The 18,657-nt window shown below is 40.6% G+C and carries 18 protein-coding genes and 1 tRNA gene; 14 read left to right on the top strand and 5 right to left on the bottom strand.

Going from position 1 to position 18,657, the window contains the following annotated elements; translation table 11 throughout:
* Positions 1-14: 14 nt before the first annotated feature.
* The 4 genes from IGI79_RS10095 to IGI79_RS10080 all read left to right on the top strand — a co-directional run bounded on the left by IGI79_RS10095 (position 15) and on the right by IGI79_RS10080 (position 5,529).
* The gene (locus IGI79_RS10095; protein WP_019723167.1) at positions 15-1,796 is read left to right on the top strand and encodes a V-type ATP synthase subunit A; all 1,782 of its coding nucleotides are present in this window, start codon (positions 15-17) and stop codon (positions 1,794-1,796) included.
* On the top strand, positions 1,789-3,165 hold the full coding sequence (locus tag IGI79_RS10090) for a V-type ATP synthase subunit B (RefSeq protein ID WP_065095689.1): 1,377 nt from the start codon (positions 1,789-1,791) through the stop codon (positions 3,163-3,165). The genes IGI79_RS10095 and IGI79_RS10090 overlap by 8 nt, the downstream gene beginning before the upstream one ends.
* 7 nt (positions 3,166-3,172) lie before the next feature.
* Complete coding sequence (locus IGI79_RS10085; protein ID WP_065095690.1) at positions 3,173-3,808, top strand: V-type ATP synthase subunit D; 636 nt, start codon at positions 3,173-3,175, stop codon at positions 3,806-3,808.
* A 374-nt stretch (positions 3,809-4,182) separates the two neighbouring features.
* Positions 4,183-5,529 (top strand): TrkH family potassium uptake protein, encoded by a 1,347-nt coding sequence (locus IGI79_RS10080; RefSeq protein WP_019723165.1) that lies wholly within the window; start codon positions 4,183-4,185, stop codon positions 5,527-5,529.
* Between the two features lie 83 nt (positions 5,530-5,612).
* Here the strand turns inward: IGI79_RS10080 and gloA are convergent, their stop codons facing one another.
* Positions 5,613-5,987, bottom strand: coding sequence for a lactoylglutathione lyase (gloA, locus tag IGI79_RS10075; protein ID WP_010734851.1), 375 nt, complete (start codon positions 5,985-5,987; stop codon positions 5,613-5,615).
* A gap of 133 nt (positions 5,988-6,120) precedes the next feature.
* On the opposite strand from gloA, the gene IGI79_RS10070 reads away from it, so the two are divergent.
* A complete protein-coding gene (locus IGI79_RS10070) occupies positions 6,121-6,564 on the top strand; it encodes an NUDIX hydrolase (RefSeq protein ID WP_019723164.1) in 444 nt (147 codons plus the stop codon).
* Between the two features lie 70 nt (positions 6,565-6,634).
* Here the strand turns inward: IGI79_RS10070 and yidA are convergent, their stop codons facing one another.
* From yidA to IGI79_RS10055, 3 genes are read right to left on the bottom strand one after another with little or no spacing between them, the layout of a single operon-like run.
* Positions 6,635-7,444 (bottom strand): sugar-phosphatase, encoded by an 810-nt coding sequence (yidA, locus tag IGI79_RS10065; protein ID WP_010734853.1) that lies wholly within the window; start codon positions 7,442-7,444, stop codon positions 6,635-6,637.
* Positions 7,445-7,458: 14 nt separating this feature from the next.
* Positions 7,459-8,829, bottom strand: coding sequence for an HD domain-containing protein (locus tag IGI79_RS10060; protein WP_195274441.1), 1,371 nt, complete (start codon positions 8,827-8,829; stop codon positions 7,459-7,461).
* Entirely contained in the window at positions 8,813-9,646 is an 834-nt protein-coding gene (locus IGI79_RS10055; protein WP_195274442.1) for a lipoate--protein ligase family protein, read from the bottom strand. The genes IGI79_RS10060 and IGI79_RS10055 overlap by 17 nt, the downstream gene beginning before the upstream one ends.
* 207 nt (positions 9,647-9,853) lie before the next feature.
* Here IGI79_RS10055 and IGI79_RS10050 point away from each other — a divergent pair, with 207 nt between their 5' ends.
* From IGI79_RS10050 to IGI79_RS10035, 4 genes are all read left to right on the top strand, one after another.
* Positions 9,854-10,285: a DUF1934 domain-containing protein gene (locus IGI79_RS10050; RefSeq protein ID WP_066026358.1), complete on the top strand. Its 432-nt coding sequence runs from the start codon at positions 9,854-9,856 to the stop codon at positions 10,283-10,285.
* A 76-nt stretch (positions 10,286-10,361) separates the two neighbouring features.
* Positions 10,362-10,973 (top strand): DNA-directed RNA polymerase subunit delta, encoded by a 612-nt coding sequence (gene rpoE, locus IGI79_RS10045; RefSeq protein ID WP_019723160.1) that lies wholly within the window; start codon positions 10,362-10,364, stop codon positions 10,971-10,973.
* A gap of 280 nt (positions 10,974-11,253) precedes the next feature.
* Entirely contained in the window at positions 11,254-11,652 is a 399-nt protein-coding gene (locus IGI79_RS10040; protein ID WP_010734858.1) for a hypothetical protein, read from the top strand.
* 302 nt (positions 11,653-11,954) lie between these two features.
* On the top strand, positions 11,955-12,584 hold the full coding sequence (locus IGI79_RS10035; RefSeq protein WP_438845911.1) for a hypothetical protein: 630 nt from the start codon (positions 11,955-11,957) through the stop codon (positions 12,582-12,584).
* Positions 12,585-12,692: 108 nt separating this feature from the next.
* On the opposite strand, the gene IGI79_RS10030 is transcribed toward IGI79_RS10035, so the two are convergent.
* Positions 12,693-12,764 (bottom strand) — tRNA-Arg (locus IGI79_RS10030).
* Between the two features lie 59 nt (positions 12,765-12,823).
* On the opposite strand from IGI79_RS10030, the gene rpoN reads away from it, so the two are divergent.
* From rpoN to tpiA, 5 genes are all read left to right on the top strand, one after another.
* On the top strand, positions 12,824-14,152 hold the full coding sequence (rpoN, locus tag IGI79_RS10025; protein ID WP_195274443.1) for an RNA polymerase factor sigma-54: 1,329 nt from the start codon (positions 12,824-12,826) through the stop codon (positions 14,150-14,152).
* A 152-nt stretch (positions 14,153-14,304) separates the two neighbouring features.
* Positions 14,305-15,396: a sugar-binding transcriptional regulator gene (locus IGI79_RS10020; protein WP_171844984.1), complete on the top strand. Its 1,092-nt coding sequence runs from the start codon at positions 14,305-14,307 to the stop codon at positions 15,394-15,396.
* A gap of 40 nt (positions 15,397-15,436) precedes the next feature.
* Positions 15,437-16,438, top strand: coding sequence for a type I glyceraldehyde-3-phosphate dehydrogenase (gene gap / locus IGI79_RS10015; protein ID WP_010734862.1), 1,002 nt, complete (start codon positions 15,437-15,439; stop codon positions 16,436-16,438).
* Between the two features lie 106 nt (positions 16,439-16,544).
* A complete protein-coding gene (locus IGI79_RS10010) occupies positions 16,545-17,735 on the top strand; it encodes a phosphoglycerate kinase (protein ID WP_065095695.1) in 1,191 nt (396 codons plus the stop codon).
* 94 nt (positions 17,736-17,829) lie between these two features.
* On the top strand, positions 17,830-18,585 hold the full coding sequence (tpiA, locus tag IGI79_RS10005; RefSeq protein ID WP_019723102.1) for a triose-phosphate isomerase: 756 nt from the start codon (positions 17,830-17,832) through the stop codon (positions 18,583-18,585).
* The last annotated feature ends 72 nt before the right edge of the window (positions 18,586-18,657 follow it).

The following is an 18,657-nucleotide window of genomic DNA, read 5'->3' as shown; positions in this document are numbered from 1 at the left end:
AAGGAGATAGTGCATTGCAAATTGGAAAAATCATAAAAGTCTCCGGCCCTCTCGTGATGGCAAAAAATATGTCAGATGCAAGTATCCAAGATATGTGCTTAGTGGGAGAGCTAGGAGTCATCGGCGAAATCATTGAGATGCGCGGAGATGTCGCATCGATACAAGTATACGAAGAAACTTCAGGGATCGGCCCTGGTGAACCCGTTCGTTCAACAGGTGAAGCGTTGTCTGTTGAGTTGGCGCCTGGGATCATTTCACAAATGTTTGATGGGATCCAACGGCCATTGGATACGTTCATGGCGATCACGCAAAGCAACTTTTTAAGTCGTGGTGTCCAATTACCAGCGTTAGACCATGAAAAAAAATGGTGGTTTGAAGCAACTGCTGAAGTCGGGCAAGAAGTCAGTACCGGAGATGTTCTAGGTGTGGTGGATGAAACAAAGATCATCCAACACAAAATCATGGTACCTCATGGCGTCAAAGGAAAAATCAAAAAAATCGAAGCGGGATCATTTACGATCGATGAAGTGGTTTGTGTCATTGAAACAGAAGACGGTTTGCGAGAATTGACGATGTTGCAAAAATGGCCTGTTAGACGTAGTCGTCCGATCAAAGCAAAATTGAATCCGGACGCGCCAATGATCACGGGGCAACGTGTTATCGATACCTTTTTCCCAGTGACAAAAGGCGGAGCTGCCGCTGTACCTGGCCCTTTTGGTGCTGGTAAAACAGTTGTTCAGCACCAAATTGCTAAATGGGCAGATGTCGATATGGTCGTTTATGTTGGTTGTGGTGAACGTGGTAATGAGATGACGGACGTACTGAATGAGTTTCCAGAATTGATCGATCCTAATACAGGTGAATCATTGATGGAACGTACCGTATTGATTGCCAATACATCAAATATGCCAGTAGCTGCACGGGAAGCATCGATCTATACAGGGATCACTATTGCGGAATATTTCCGTGATATGGGATATGACGTGGCAATCATGGCAGATTCGACCTCTCGTTGGGCAGAGGCATTGCGAGAAATGAGTGGACGTTTAGAAGAAATGCCTGGCGATGAAGGCTATCCTGCATATTTAGGTTCTCGTTTAGCAGAATACTATGAACGCTCTGGACGTGTCATTGCTTTAGGTAGTGAAGAACGTGAAGGAAGCATTACAGCGATCAGTGCGGTCTCACCATCTGGTGGAGATGTTTCTGAACCAGTGACGCAAAATACGTTGCGCGTCGTGAAAGTATTCTGGGGATTAGATTCCAGTCTGGCGCAGAAGCGTCATTTTCCATCCATCAATTGGATTCAAAGCTATTCTCTTTATTCGTCAGAAGTGGGACGTTATATGGATCAGATCCTACAAGCGAATTGGGCAGAGATGGTGGCAGAAGGAATGCGTATCTTGCAACAAGAAGAGCAATTGAATGAAATCGTGCGTCTTGTTGGTGTCGACTCACTTTCAGATAATGATCGCTTGACGCTTGAAGTAGCAAAATCCATTCGTGAAGATTACTTACAACAAAATGCGTTTGATGACGTGGATACATTTACTTCTAGAGAAAAGCAATTCAAGATGTTGAAATTGATCCTATCTTTTGGTGAAGAAGCACGTCAGGCGATTTCATTAGGTGCTTATCTCAGTGAGATCATGAAAGGAACTGTGGGATTGAGAGAACGAATCGGTCGTAGTAAATTCGTGCCAGAAACAGAATTAGAGAAATTAGATGAAATCCAAGCGAATATCAAACCAACGATCCAAGCAATTGTTTCAGAAGGAGGAATGACCGATGATTAAAGAATATCGAACAATTGGAGAAGTGGTCGGACCTTTGATGGCGGTCGAGAAAGTCGCTGGGGTGAAATATGAAGAGTTGATTGAAGTTCGTATGCAAAATGGCGAGATTCGTCGTGGACAAGTGCTTGAAGTACAAGAAGACAAAGCGATGGTCCAAATTTTTGAAGGAACTAGTGGGATCAATCTTAGAGATTCAACGGTCCGCTTTTTAGGGCATCCATTAGAGTTTGGGGTTTCTGAAGACATGATCGGTCGTGTATTTGACGGGTTAGGTCGTCCAAAAGACAATGGGCCAGAAATCCTGCCAGAAAAATACTTGGACATCAATGGAGAAGTCATCAACCCGGTGGCTCGTGATTATCCTGATGAGTTTATCCAAACAGGTATCTCAGCAATCGATCACCTGAACACTTTGGTCAGAGGACAAAAATTGCCGGTATTTTCCGGCTCTGGTTTGCCACACAAAGAATTAGCTGCTCAAATTGCGAGACAAGCGACGGTATTAGACTCTTCTGATGATTTTGCAGTTGTTTTTGCTGCCATTGGAATCACCTTTGAAGAAGCAGAATTCTTTATGGAAGACTTCCGCCAGACGGGAGCAATCGATCGTTCGGTGATGTTCATGAACTTAGCAAATGACCCAGCCATTGAACGGATCGCAACGCCTCGCATGGCATTGACTGCGGCTGAATATCTCGCCTATGAAAAAGGGATGCACGTGTTAGTCATCATGACAGATATGACCAACTACGCCGAAGCATTACGCGAAATCTCTGCTGCCCGTCGTGAAGTGCCTGGTCGTCGTGGCTATCCAGGGTATCTTTATACGAACTTAGCAACTTTATATGAACGAGCTGGTCGAATCCGTGGGTTGAAGGGTTCTGTGACACAGATCCCGATCTTGACTATGCCAGAAGACGATAAGACCCATCCTATCCCTGATTTGACCGGCTATATCACAGAAGGACAAATCATTTTGACGAGGGAATTGTACAAGAGCGGCATCCAACCACCGATCGATGTCTTGCCTTCACTTTCACGTTTGAAAGATAAAGGGACAGGTGAAGGGAAAACTAGAAAAGATCATGCAGCAACGATGAACCAATTGTTTGCGGCGTATGCTCAAGGCAAACAAGCCAAAGAATTAGCTGTTGTCTTAGGGGAGTCGGCGTTGTCAGATGTGGATAAAATCTATGCTAAGTTTGCGGAACGTTTTGAAAAAGAATATGTCAATCAAGGATTTTATACCAACCGCTCGATCACTGAAACGCTGGATCTAGGATGGGAACTTTTAGCCATGCTTCCACGAACGGAATTAAAACGGATCAAAGACGATCTGCTTGACCAGTACCTGCCAGAAGGGGAGTGAGTGTCTGATGGTTCGATTAAATGTTAATCCGACACGAATGGAATTGACACGACTCAAAAAACAATTGACGACTGCAACAAGAGGACACAAACTGTTGAAGGATAAACAGGATGAATTGATGCGTCAATTCATTTTGCTTATCCGTAAGAACAATGAGTTGCGCCAAATAGTGGAAAAAGAAATGACAGCGGCTATGAGTGATTTTGTCCTTGCGAAAGCTTCATTGCCGGAAGCCTTCATTGATGAATTGTTTGTTCTACCAGCTGAAAATGTCGAGTTAGCTGTTATCGAAAAAAACATCATGAGCGTTAAAGTACCAATCATGAATTTTGAATATGACGAACAGCTAGGCGAAGCACCAGTGGATTATGGCTATTTGAATTCCAATGCAGAATTAGACCGTTCGATCGATCGTTTTACCTCATTTCTTCCTAAGCTCCTTGAGTTGACAGAGATCGAGAAAACCTGTCAACTGATGGCGGGTGAGATCGAAAAAACACGTCGTAGAGTGAATGCGTTAGAGTACATGACGATCCCACAACTAGAAGAAACGATCTACTATATCAAGATGAAGTTAGAAGAAAATGAACGTGCGGAAGTTACTCGCTTGATCAAAGTGAAAAATATGGGAAACAATGATTAGCTAGGTTGTCCAAGTGAATTAGTAAAGTTATTCGTTCATCCGAGCTACAGTTCTAAGCTCCGAAGAATAAGCCGTAAATGTCGAAAAATATTTTTAACTATTTTCGGACGTCTATGGCTTATTATCAGGAGTTTTTTCTTTTTTTAGATACCATTTGAGCGTTCCTATTGTTTGTTCGAAAGCAGGTGTATCAAACGAACAGGTATAAGGGAGAAAAAAGACTCAAATTCTTTGCTGGAAGAAGAAAAACAGGGTAAGATAAGGGATGAAAAGAGAGCGAGCGTTTGGCGGACTTACTTTTACATCCGTGAGAGCAATAGCTACTTCATTTGTTCGTTGCGAAGGTAGCTAACGGTCTTAGAGGAGTGATTCGAATGAAACAGAGGATAACAAAACAACTGTCACCAGTTCAATTGATTGCTGTTGGCTTTTTTCTTTTGATCTTAGTTGGTGGCAGTTTACTTACTTTGCCTTTCTTTAGTAAAAGTGGCGAACCGACGAATTATATTGATGCATTATTTACTGCAACTTCAGCCGTCTGTGTCACTGGCTTGACTACATTGAACACTGCGGCGCATTGGAATGAAGCCGGTCAGTTTCTGATCATGGTTTTGATCGAGATCGGTGGTTTAGGTTTTATGATGATCCCCATTATTTTCTTTGCAGTAGCGAAGAAAAAAGTCAGCTTTAGTATGCGGATCTTACTAAAAGAAGCATTGAATCTTGAAATCATGTCAGGTGTTATGAGTTTGATGCTCTATATCTTGAAATTCGCAATGGTCATCCAAGGGCTGGGAGCACTTGCCTTGAGTTTTACATTTGTGCCGACTTACGGATGGACAAAAGGGATTTGGTACAGCATCTTCCATGCTGTATCAAGTTTTTGTAATGCTGGGTTTGATTTGTTAGGGGATAGCTTAGCAAATGATCAGCCAAACATCTATCTCTTAATGGTGGTCTCTGCGCTGATCATTGCTGGTGGTTTAGGTTTCATTGTTTGGCGGGATCTACTTAGTTATCATAAAGTAAAGAAAATCACTCTCCACTCAAAAATTGCATTGATTGTCACTGGTGGCTTATTGGTGGGCGGTTTTATCGTCTTTTTCTTTACCGAACAAAATGCGATCCATCTAGTTGAAGGAACTTATCTTGAACGTTTAGCAAATACGTTCTTCATGAGTGTCACACCAAGAACAGCTGGTTACTACTCCATCGACTATTTACAAATGAGTCATGCCGGCTTGATGTTGACAATGATCTTGATGTATATCGGTGGAACATCCGGTTCAACAGCTGGTGGGTTAAAGACCACTACTTTGGGCATCCTATTGATTCAAATGCATGCGACATTTAATGGGAAAACCAGAGCTGAAGCTTTCGGACGAACTATTCGCCCAGCAGCAGTACTTCGCGCACTGACATTGTTTTTCGTTACATTGTCTTTATGTATGTTGGCGATCATGGTCTTGTCTGTGACTGAGACGATCCCAGAAACTTCAGGCATCGAATATATTGCTTTTGAAGTGTTCTCAGCTTTTGGAACAGTTGGGTTGACAATGGGGTTGACGCCAGATTTGACAGAAGTCGGGAAACTGATCATCATGTCATTGATGTATATCGGACGTGTAGGGATTTTAACCGTCTTTTTCTCTATTCTTGTAAAAGGAAATCAAGTAGGGACGAAGTACAAATATCCAGAAGAGAGCGTATTGATCGGTTAGCAGTAAGTGGGTTTAAAAACAGAAAAAACAGGGGAAGTATACACGGTGGTGTGTACTTCCTCTGTTTTTTAGTGTTGCGCTAGTTATTTTGTACGAATGACTTCGATTTTGTAACCATCAGGATCAACAACGAAGTAATAAGACGGAGCTGTTCCTGGCAGTCCTTTCAAGTCAGTCACGTTGAAGCCTGCTGCTTGATGTTTTTCATGAAGTGCTTCTAAGTCTTCAACTGAAATAGCGATATGACCGTAGCCGTTTCCTAAATCATAGCCTTCATGATCATAGTTGTAAGTCAACTCTAATTCGTAATCATCTCCTGGTAAAGTCAAGTAAACCAGCGTGAACTTGTTTTCTGGAAAATCGCGACGACGACTTTCTTCAAAGCCGAATGCTGTTTGATAGAATTTTAAAGAAGCGTCAAGATCTTTAACGCGGACGCAAGTGTGAGCCATTTTCATAAGTATATCTTCCTTTCTTTTTTACCTTTTCTACATTATCATATCAAAAATTTCAAGTACGCTATGGGTTTGTGCTTGTTTATGAGAAAACTCTCATGTAGAATAGAAAGAAAAAGATGAAGGGACAATACCTATGGAAAACCCAATGTTTGGCGAAAAAGACGAGTCTGCAAATTACCAAGACCGTTACGCAGCGTATATCATTGTCGAAACACATGGGAAAATCGCAATGATCGAAGCGCCAAATGGTGCATTTTTTTTGCCAGGCGGTGAAAAAGAGGGACAGGAAACAAATGAAGAAGCGATTTCTCGTGAATTACTGGAGGAAATGGGGATCAGCGCAGAGATTGCTTGTTATCTAGGGGAAGCAGCGGAATATTTTTACTCAAACCATCGAAAAACTTACTTCCACAATCCTGGCTATTTTTATGTAGCAAAGAGTTGGCAAAAGGTAGGGGAACCAACCGAAAAAGACCAATCGATCTGGTGGGTCACTCCTGAAACTGCCTTAGAAAAATTAAAACGAGGAAGTCATCGTTGGGCAGTGGAAAAATGGTTAGCGATGAAGCAAAATTGAACAAAAAAACAGCTCATAAGAAAGAGCCGATACTTCGGTCTTTAAAATGAGCTGTTTTTATTCATTACTTTTATAAGACATATTTTTTGATTGCTTCGGCCACACCGTGTTCATCGTTGGTTGCAGTGACCACATTAGCCGCTTCTTTTATCAACGGAACGGCATTTCCCATCGCCACGCCTAATCCAGCGTATTCGATCATCGACAAATCATTTTCGTTGTCACCGATTGCCATGATTTCCTCTTGTTTGATTCCTAGATGTTGGGCTAAGTTAGCAACAGCAGCGCCTTTACTAGCTTCTTTGTTCAAGATTTCAAAGTAGAAAGGTGAACTCTTGACAGTCGTATATTTTTCGCGGAAAGTTTGTGGTAAACGAGCGATGGCAGCATCTAGGATCGCTGGTTCATCGATCATCATCATCTTCACGATACTCATATCAGGTGTCATTTCATCAGCTGTCCGATATTTCAATGGCATGTTGACTAAAAAAGCTTCATGGACAGTATAGGGACTGATATCACGATTCGTTGTATAGATCGTTTGATCATCGATCGAATGCAAATGACTCCCCACACGTCTGGCCATGACTTCGATCTCCAAGAAATCTTCATAAGTCAAGCCATGACGAGCAATGATCTTGCCGGATTTTGTTTGCTGGACTAACGCACCGTTATAAGTGATCACATAATCGTTGTCTTGGTATAATCCCAATTCATTCAATTGGTTTTTGACACCTGGAAGCGGACGACCTGTACATAGTACGATTGCCACATTTTTTTCCACAGCGCTTGCAATTGCTTCTTTTACTTCTTGTGTGATTTCTCTTTTTTCGTTTAAAAGGGTGCCATCGATATCGATAGCGACTAATTTGATAGACATAACATTCTCCTTAGTTAGTTTATTTCTTCAATCAATGCGCCATTATGGATATGACGCGCAAATTCTTGGTAGGTTTCATCAAAAAGATCATAGTGATTACGCAAGGTAGGATCGACCATTTCTTTCGGAAAGAAGAAGCGTTCATCTCCTTGTTCTTGCCCTGCGAGTGCAGCAACTAATTGACTGACCTCTGATAATTCTACCAAAGTTCCGTCATTTCGCAAGATTTCAATTTGTGTGCGATGTCTGCCTTCTTCTGGACGGTAAAAATCATAAGGCAGGTCATAGCTTGAATTGATGGCTGTATAATAGTTTGGATTGTAGCCCACTTTTTCGACCAAAGAGGTCAATTCAGCAATCAGTGGCGACTGACGATCCCCGGAAAACATCGCTGATTTCAATGGTTTACGATTTAAGAAGCGTTTGGCTAAGTCACTAAGGATTGGATCAGATGAATCCGTCCATTGACTGAAACACGTATTCAAGACGCCATCATCCAGCTTTAAGTACTCATCTAAACTAAATGTGCCATCTAAAAATGGCAACAGTAACTGTGAATGACGTGCAAAACTATCATCATCTTGGTGATAAAGTTCATGGGCACGATGCAGCAGATGCTCCAAGACGACTTCCATTCCCCGAGAAACTGGATGAAAGTATACTTGAACATACATCTGATAGCGACTGACGATATAATCCTCTACTGCGTGCATCCCATTCATGGAAAAGGCGATTCCACCTTGATAGGGGCGAATCACACGCAAAATCCTTGTCAGATCGAACGTTCCATATTCTGTACCTGTAAAGTAGGCATCACGTAAAAGGTAATCCATACGATCGGCATCGATTTGGCTAGAGATCATTTGGACGACTTGTGGATTTGGATACGTTTTTTGGATCACACTAGCCACTTTCTCAGGAAAACCTTCTTCGACACGATTCAAAATCTGATAGACTTCCGTTTCTGGCGAAGTAATGATCTCTACAGTGATTGCTTCATGATTGGTCTGGAAAATATGTTCAAAGGTATGTGAATAAGGCCCATGGCCAATATCATGGAGTAAGGCGGCACATAAAGTCACGAGACGTTCCCGATCATCCCAACCAGAAGGGCCGATTTTTTCAATGGAGAAATTTCTTGAAAAAATGTCACAGATGCGTCGGGAGATTTCGTATACACCAAGTGAATGGGTGAAACGGCTATGTTCTGCGCCATGGAAAGTAAATGACGAAGTGCCGAGTTGCTTGATCCGTCGCAATCGCTGGACTTCTTTCGAATTGATCAAGTCTAAAATCACTTGATGTTGCACGTGGATGTAGTTATGCACAGGATCTCTAAAAACTTTTTCCATTGGTAACAGTCTGTATTTATAAGGTGTTGTCATAAGCCAGCTCCTTTAGTGCATTTCGTTGGGTCATACGCTCAATTTGTGCGTGCCATTCATCTGGTGAAACATTGGCTTCACGCCAAGTGTCAGAGCCCATCGAAATACTTGTTGGATAGAATGTAGTGAAAGCGTCGATAAGTAAATCTTTTACTTGAGCAACGGTCAACGGTGTGTCGAATAACTGTTCTAGTGTTGCCATGCTTGTGGGTGCCACCGCAGGATAGCCGTTTGTACCGAATTGTTCTTTCAATGCTTGTTGATAAAACTGTCGCATCAGTCCGCCACGTTTTTCTTGATCCCCATTCACGCTAAGGTACATCATGACTGAAATCCCGTTTTTAATGCGACGTTGGGCAATCCCGGCAAATTTTTTACCATCGATACTAAGGTCATACGTACCTGGACAGTAGGACTCTTTGATTTCATAGGCTTCTATTTTGTCGGCGTAAACAGGAAAAGCTTGGCGAGTCAGAGCGAGCATCTTTTCGTAGCCTTCATCGATCGAGATCCTATTCTCATCCTCTTGCGGGAAAATCAATGAGATATTCAAGATTCCTTGATCGGAAATGATGCCAAGTCCACCGGCATTACGGATCACTGGGGTAAATCCCGCATGTTGGATAACCTTTATCCCATCAGCTAAAAAGGGTGTCCGAGTATCTTTCATACCAAGAATAACTGTCTGTTGATATTGCCAAAAATGTAGAAAAGTTTGTTGCTTTTTTTTCGAATTCTCTGTTAAAATATCCGTTAAAGCAAACGGAGAAAAATCATTTGTTTGGTAGACTTCTTGATCCAAAATGATGGACGTCATGTACTCAACTCCTATTTAAATCTGCTTGAGCAGCGATTGTTACAACCTCAACTCATTCTAATATACAGGAGTATCACTCCTTCTTTCTTCATTATACTCCAAAATAAGAAAGAAGAGATGAAAAAAGTTATCTGTTCTCTATACCTGTCGGTTGACAAATCAGTGGAAAGTGGGAACAATGTAGCTATGAGAAAAGGAGAATGTCAAATGGAACGATCTGGATTACCGATTTCGATACAATTACGTACAAAAGTGAAACAACAAGGAGAGCAACAAGATTTTTATTTTGATCTGAAAGGACAAATGGTCAAAATTGGCGATACCTTATACATACGTTATAAAGAGATCCAAGAAGGACAAGAAGAAATTCCTGTCACGATCAAGATCATGCCAGATGGTCACGTGCAATTGATCCGTGCTGGTGAAATGCGTATGCGTTTGAAATTTGCCTATCGTGAACGCTTGGAGACTCATTATCGGACCCCTTACGGAATGATCCAAGTCGACACATTCACGAAGGAATTACACGTCAGTCTAAAAGATCGACCAACCGCTGGCAAAGTCATGATCGAGTACGATTTATTCATGGGAATAGAAAAAATAGGTGAATATGAGATGGTCTTAGATTTTACTGCATAAAATAGCAAAGAAACGTTTGATTTTTTACCTGTGATTTTGTATGATAAGGAGTAGACTGTGAAAGGACGTGTCCTGATTGGAAATTAGTGTATTTGAAGGTGCAAACAAAAACGAATTATCAATGATCGAAGTCGCACACGCGATCTTAGAGCAGCGTGGTGATGTGATGGACTTTTCTGATTTAGCAAATGAGATTCAAACATATCTTGGCAAATCAGATAGTGACATTCGTGATTCACTCGCACAATTTTATACTGACTTAAATATCGACGGTAGCTTTATTTCATTAGGCGACAATCGTTGGGGCTTGCGTTCATGGTATGCCATCGATTCGATCGATGAAGAAGTCAACCATGGAATCGACGAAGAAGACGAGGATACACCACGTCGTCGTAAACGCAAAAAAGTCAATGCCTTTATCAATGATGACGAAGATGCCATCGATTATAACGATGATGACCCAGAAGATACTGATCTGTCTGACGAAGACGATGATGATCTTTTTGAAGATGAAGATGACGATGATGAAGAAATCGCTGCATACAATTCAGACTTACAAGAAATTGGTGCAGATACTGGAGACGACGAAGAAGAAATCCCAGGAAACATCGAAGAAGATCTAAGCATTATCGAAGACGATGACGAAGAAGACGAAGAATTTGAAGACGAAGATTTCCCAGAAGAATAAGTAAGAGAAATCACAAAAAACTGCAAGTTACTTGTAAAAGTAGCCTTGCAGTTTTTTGTATTAGAATAAAAGAAAAAGTCCTAGAGAGTAAGGCAGAACGTCAACTAGAAACCAAAAGTGTTTCTCCTTAAGGATGAAGGCATATTTCTGTGATTTATAGAAATGTTTCAGAGAAAAGCATTAGGTGATATCAGCGAATCTTTTTTCATTTGTTGTAAAAAAGAGTATGATGAAAGTGAAACTGAGACATGACAATCAAATATAAAAGGAGACGATCGATATGTTAGATGATCAATTAAAATGTCCCAATTGTCAGACCAAATTCTATTATAATGAAGTACGTCACATTGTGAAGCATCGAGAAAAAGAAATGCCGATCCGCTGTCCTGAATGCAATGAAGTAGTCGAACGGAAACTTTCTCATGGCTATTTCGTGACATACAAAGAAACAGATTTTTCAAAGTTGGATCAAGAAGTGGAGGAAACACCGAAGCAATACAAAAGCTTGAAAACCGGTGCGGTGATCAGTGCAGATGAATACCGGGAAATGATTGAACGTCATGATTTATCTTTAAACGGACCAATGAGTTCGGAATTGATGGGCGGTATGAACTATTTTATTGAAAATGAAGCATTGAACAACGAAGAAAGTTACGAAGATTATGTTCCTTATGATTGATAAAAAATGAAAGAGAGTGGGGCAATAATCCTCTCGCACCATTTAAAATCGAATAAACGGCGGAAATAGAAGTAACTCTTCGAAAAATAAGACGCCGTCCACCAAAATTTGAAAAATAATTTTCGTGGATGGCGCCTTATTTTTTGAGGCTAAACACTGCTGTAGTGACTTCTTGAGGAAACAGGTTATAGAATCAAGTCGGAAAATAAAAAACGATTGTTTTTTATAAAAACTCTTTGCTTCATTGGCTATTTCCGATTATGATTATAGACAGAAGAATAACAAATAAATAGGAGTAATCAATGAAAAAGTCAATACGAATAAAAGTAATCGGTTTTCTTGTGATTTTATTTGGGTTGTTTCTCTTGGTCCATTCATCACCAAAAGAGCAAACCTCTTTGAATCTTTCAACGAAAAATGAAGAAAATACATATCGTACAATGTCCAGTAAGTTGGACTTTCAGCAACTGCTTCGTGTCATTTCGAGAGAATATCAACTAACCGAAGAAGAAGCTAAAAAACAGCTCGGCTATACTGAGCAAATGGTGCAAAGCGCAATACATAATGGGGCAATCTACCGTATCTTTTCTCAAAACATAACTGTCAACAGAGTATACCAACCAAATTTATTGTTATACTGTGAAACGAGTGAAAGTGGAAATTTCCGAGCAATCAAGTCGATTTTATCCGTTCAGTTGAAATCCGCTGATCAAGGATTGGAAAAACATTTTACAGGAGATGTATTTGCTTATTTAGAGGACCCTAACCGAATATTTTATCTCATCAATGGTGATTTTTATGATCAAAAAACAGCCGCTTTAAGAAACGGTTTAACGCTTCGTCAAGGTGAGGGTGTGACAGAGCGTTATACTCCGGGACCTTTAACGAATCATTTCTACTATAGTTACATAGAAGATTGGTTTACTTTTTGAAATCCCATGAAGAAATCAAAAAAAGCAGTTTTCCTAGATAGGAAAACCGCTTTTTTTCTTAGAAATTTGAAAGCAAAATCTTCACAAATATGCTAAGATAACAATAGACGCGTCCTGAGGGAATCGAACCCCCGTCTCAAGAACCGGAATCTTACGTGATATCCACTACACTAAGGACGCAAGCACTGCAACAATTGTATCGAAATCAAAAATAAATTACAAGGGGAATGGACAAAAAAATGAAATTTGAACAAAATTTTTCACAAAAACAACAACAAACACAAAAACTTGCCATGACACAACAGCTCCAACAGTCCATCCAAGTCTTGCAGTATAACAGCGAAGAGCTACTGGCTTTTGTTGAAAATCAGGCGTTGGAAAACCCCTTAGTAGAAGTGATCGAACCGGATTGGCAACCCGATTACCAAAAACGTAATGCCAGTTATGAGGGAGAAGAGACGAGCTACTTGAATCAAATTCCTGATACAACAGGCTCACTTTTTGAATCATTGATCGAACAAGTCCATTTGAATTACCGAGATACTTTCTTACGTAAGTTGATTTTATATTTGATCGAATATATCGACCTGAATGGTTTTTTGACTATTTCTTTAGAAGACGCCATCCAACAAACGAATGCGACACCAATCCAAATGCTTGACGCATTGACGCTGATCCAGCAGTTAGAGCCAGCAGGTGTTGGGGCGCGAAGTTTACAAGAATGTTTGATGTTACAAACCGAAAGAGACGATTATGCGCCCGAATTGGCTTACATCGTCTTGGAAGAATGGTTTGATCAATTAGTCGAACGCAAATGGAAAGAGATCGCCCAACATTTTGCGATTCCATTAAGCGATGTACAACGGATCTTTGACTATATCCAAACCCTTAGTCCAAGTCCTGGACGAGTCTTTGACCATAGTAGCGGTTTGTATATCATTCCCGATGTCAAAGTTGTCGTAATAGGTGAAAAAGTCCAAGTCATCTCAAATCGAGGCAACCAGCCGAATGTACGTTTTCAAGAAGCCTATTTTCAACAGATGCAAAAAAAAGCAGATAAAGAGACTCAAGCCTATTTGAAAGAACGAAAACAAGAATTTGAATGGCTACAAAAAACGATTTTGCAACGCGGTGATACGATCATGCGTGTGGCGCAAATCATTGTTTCTCGGCAAAAAGAATTCTTTACAAATGTCGCACGACCGATCCGCCCATTGACCTTAAAAGAAGTCGCAGAAGAAATCGACGTCCACGAATCAACGGTCAGTCGAGCAGTCAATGGCAAGTATCTTGAAACCGATTTTGGTGTCTTCGAATTGAAAAAGTTCTTTACGACGAGACTCCAACCTACAAATGCAGAGAGTACTGAAGACCTATCAGCAGATACCGCAAAGAAAAAAGTCCAAGAACTAGTGGATGCAGAAGATAAAAGCAAACCATTATCTGATCAAAAATTAGTAGAACTACTGAAAAATGACAAAATTTCGATTTCTCGACGAACAGTCGCCAAATATCGTGACTTGTTAGGAATCCCTAGTTCATCGAAAAGAAAACGGTATGATAAATAATTGAATGAAAGACTGGAAGAATCTTAAACATTTTTCTAGTCTTTTTTTGTTGATAAATACGGACAAAACTGTTAGACTATGTCATGTGAGGTTGAGATTTTCCTAGTAGAAAACGTGCAAGTTGGAAAGTCCGATTTATTTTTTTAGATCACATGGGTCGTTTTGAGTCTACATTGGACGAAAAATGTCCAACTAAGGAGATCGCTATGTTAGATGAATTGAAACTGATTGAAGCTGTTGCGCCAGACATCATGGATGTTTTGCAAGAACGCTATAAGATTTTGCGCAATATTTACTGGATGCAGCCAATTGGTCGTCGTAGTTTATCGGAAAGCATGGGCATGACCGAACGTGTCTTACGAACAGAAACGGATCTGCTCAAACAACTTGAACTGATCAACGCCTCTAAAAGTGGTATGACGCTGACGAAAAAAGGAGAGGAAGTCTATCAAAGCCTCGAAGGCTTTATGGACCAACTTTTAGGAATGCATCAGATTGAAATGAAACTATCTGAGTATTTTGGAAACCAGCGCTGTATCGTTGTTTCTGGAAACAGTGAACAACAACCAAAAGTAGCAGATGCTTTTGGCGAAGCCTTAGACGAATCACTGAATCTACTACTTCCTGAAGGTGATAATATCATCGCAGTCATGGGAGGAACGACGATGGCGATCGTTGCAGAGCAACTGACTAGCTTAGAAAATAGCAAGCGCCATAACTTGTTTGTTCCTGCGCGAGGTGGGATCGGCGAGGCGATTACTGTACAAGCGAACTCAGTCAGTGCTAGAATGGCTACAAAGGCAAATGGAAAACACCGAGCACTATATGTGCCGGAACAATTAAGCTTGGCTACTTACAATTCATTACTCAATGAGCCGTCTATACAAGAAGTTTTAAACTTGATAAGTCAGGCGAATTGTGTTATTCATAGTATTGGACGGGCGTTGCATATGGCAGCGCGACGAAAGATGAATGAAGAAGAATTGCTGATGTTGAAACAAGCCAATGCCGTTGCGGAATCTTTTGGCTATTTCTTCAATGAAAAAGGAGAAGTCGTTTATAAAGTCCCACGAATCGGCATCGAATTAAAAGACTTAGCTAAAGTCCCGATCATTCTTGCGGTTGCAGGAGGGAAAGCCAAAGCCAAAGCAATTCGAGCGTATATGAATAATGCACCAAAACAAACGTGGCTCATCACAGATGAAGCCGCTGCTAATGAGATTTTAAAAGGGGTATCCCTTTAAAATAAATATTTTTTTGATTTTCATAAGGAGGAAATCTTAAATGACAGTTAAAGTAGGTATTAATGGTTTTGGACGTATTGGACGTCTAGCGTTCCGTCGTATCCAAGATGTAGATGGAATCGAAGTAGTAGCAATCAACGATTTGACAGATGCTAAAATGTTGGCACACTTGTTAAAATACGATACAACTCAAGGACGTTTCAACGGAACAGTTGAAGTTCACGAAGGTTCATTCAACGTAAACGGAAAAGAAGTTAAAGTATTAGCTAACCGTAACCCTGAAGAATTACCTTGGGGCGAACTAGGCGTAGACATCGTTCTAGAATGTACTGGTTTCTTCACTTCAAAATCAGCTGCTGAAAAACATTTAACAGCTGGTGCTAAACGTGTTGTTATCTCAGCTCCTGGTGGAGACGATGTACCAACAATCGTTTACAACACAAACCATGAAACATTAACTGGTAAAGAAACAGTTATCTCTGGTGCTTCATGTACAACTAACTGTTTAGCTCCTATGGCTAAAACATTGAACGACAAATTTGGTGTTGTTGAAGGATTAATGACAACTATCCACGCTTACACAGGTGACCAAATGACTCTTGACGGACCTCATCCTAAAGGTGACTTCCGCCGTGCACGCGCTGCTGCTGCAAACATCGTTCCTAACTCAACAGGTGCTGCTAAAGCAATCGGTTTAGTAATCCCTGAATTGAACGGTAAATTAGACGGAGCTGCTCAACGTGTACCAATCGCAACTGGTTCATTAACAGAATTAGTTACAGTTCTTGATAAAAACGTAACAGTTGATGAAGTAAATGCTGCAATGGAAGAAGCAGCTAACGAATCTTACGGTTACAACACAGACGAAATCGTTTCTTCAGATATCGTTGGTATGACTTACGGTTCATTATTTGATGCTACTCAAACAAAAGTAATGACTGTTGGCGACAAACAATTAGTTAAAACTGTTGCTTGGTACGACAACGAAATGTCATACACTGCACAATTAGTACGTACTTTAGAATACTTCGCTAACTTATAAGATAAATCGTACAAGTGTAACCTATATCCATGTACACTTAAAAGCGGGGAAGCAATCGCGCTTCTCCGCTTTTTTTGATAAGATGTTTATTTTAGGAGGAAATCAAATGGCTAAGAAAACAGTCAAAGATATTGATTTAAAAGATAAAAAAGTCCTTGTCCGTGTTGACTTCAACGTTCCTTTGAAAGACGGCGTCATCACTGATGATACACGTATCAAAGCTGCGTTACCAACAATCAATTATGTGTTGGAGCAAGGCGGAAAAGCGATTCTTTTCTCTCACCTTGGACGTGTGAAAACAGAAGAAGACAAAGAAGGAAAATCTTTGGCACCAGTTGCAAAACGTTTAGGCGAATTGCTAGGTAAAGAAGTAACTTTCGTTCCTGAAACTCGTGGTTCAGAATTAGAAACAGCAATTGCTGACATGAAAGACGGAGACGTAGTTGTTTTTGAAAACACTCGTTTTGAAGACATCGACGGCAAAAAAGAAAGCAAAAATGATGCTGAATTAGGTAAATACTGGGCTTCTTTAGGCGATGTATTTGTCAATGATGCGTTTGGTACAGCTCACCGTGCCCATGCTTCTAACGTAGGGATCGCTTCAACAGGTATCCCAACAGTTGCTGGATTCTTGATGGATAAAGAAATCAAGTTCATCGGCGAAGCTGTTGAAGAACCAAAACGTCCGATGATCGCGATCTTAGGTGGAGCGAAAGTTTCAGATAAAATCGGTGTCATCGAAAACTTGATTCCTAAAGCAGACAAAATCTTGATCGGCGGCGGAATGACTTACACATTCTACGAAGCAAAAGGCATCAAGATCGGTAACTCTTTAGTTGAAGCAGATAAAGTAGCTTTAGCAAAAGAATTGATCGAAAAAGCAGGCGACAAATTAGTTTTACCAATCGACAACGTTTGTGCCCCTGAATTTTCAAATGATGTAGAAACACAAGTCATCGAAGGAGATATTCCTGAAGGCTTGATGGCATTAGACATCGGTCCTGCTTCAGTTAAATTATTTGCTGATACATTACAAGGTGCGAAAACAGTTGTATGGAACGGACCAATGGGTGTATTCGAAATGAGTAACTTCGCTAAAGGTACGATCGGTGTTTGTGAAGCAATCGCTAACCTTGAAGATGCTACAACGATCATCGGTGGCGGTGACTCTGCAGCTGCTGCGGAACAATTAGGTTTTGCAGACAAATTCACTCACATCTCAACAGGTGGCGGTGCAAGCTTAGAGTTGCTTGAAGGGAAAGAATTACCTGGACTAGCTGCAATCAACGACAAATAAGCATAAAATCAACGAATAAATAAAATGGTGAGAGGACCATCTACAGATTGCTCAAATCTGTAGTCCTCTTACATTCTGAATAGGAGTGCATATCATGCGTAAACCAATTATCGCTGGTAACTGGAAAATGAACAAAACTGCATCTGAAGCAAAAGATTTTGCAGAAGCAGTAAAAAACAAGATCCCTTCAAATGATAAAGTAGATTCAGTGATTGGATCTCCTGCATTATTCTTACAAGAATTAATGGCTTCAGCTGAAGGTACAGAATTGAAAATCGCTGCACAAAACTCTTACTGGGAAAACTCAGGTGCATTCACTGGTGAAACATCACCAGCAGCTTTAGCTGATCTAGGTGTACAATATGTGATCATCGGTCACTCTGAGCGTCGTGAATACTTCCACGAAACTGACGAAGATATCAACAAAAAAGCGAAAGCAATCTTCGCAAACGGTATGATCCCAATTCTTTGCTGTGGTGAGTCATTAGAAACATATGAAGCAGGCAAAACTGCTGAGTGGATCGAAGGACAAATCACTGCTGGTCTTGAAGGCTTAACAGAAGGTCAAGTAAGTAATCTAGTTATTGCTTACGAACCAATCTGGGCAATCGGTACAGGTAAATCAGCAGATGCTGAAATCGCTGACGAAATCTGTGGCGTGGTACGTCAAACAGTTGAAAAACTTTACGGCAAAGAAGTATCAGAAGCAGTTCGTATCCAATATGGTGGTTCTGTAAAACCTGAGAACATTGCTGAGTATATGGCAAAAGAAAATGTGGATGGCGCATTAGTTGGCGGAGCTAGCTTAGAAGCGGATTCATTCTTAGCATTACTTGATGCTGTAAAATAATTATTGAAAATTTGTGAAAAATGCAAGAAATGTTTGCACAAAGACACAAAATTAACTAAAATCGTATATGAG

Source organism: Enterococcus sp. AZ084 (genome assembly GCF_051714905.1).
Classification (GTDB): domain Bacteria; phylum Bacillota; class Bacilli; order Lactobacillales; family Enterococcaceae; genus Enterococcus_B; species Enterococcus_B pernyi.
This window is presented reverse-complemented; position numbering and strand designations above follow the sequence as displayed.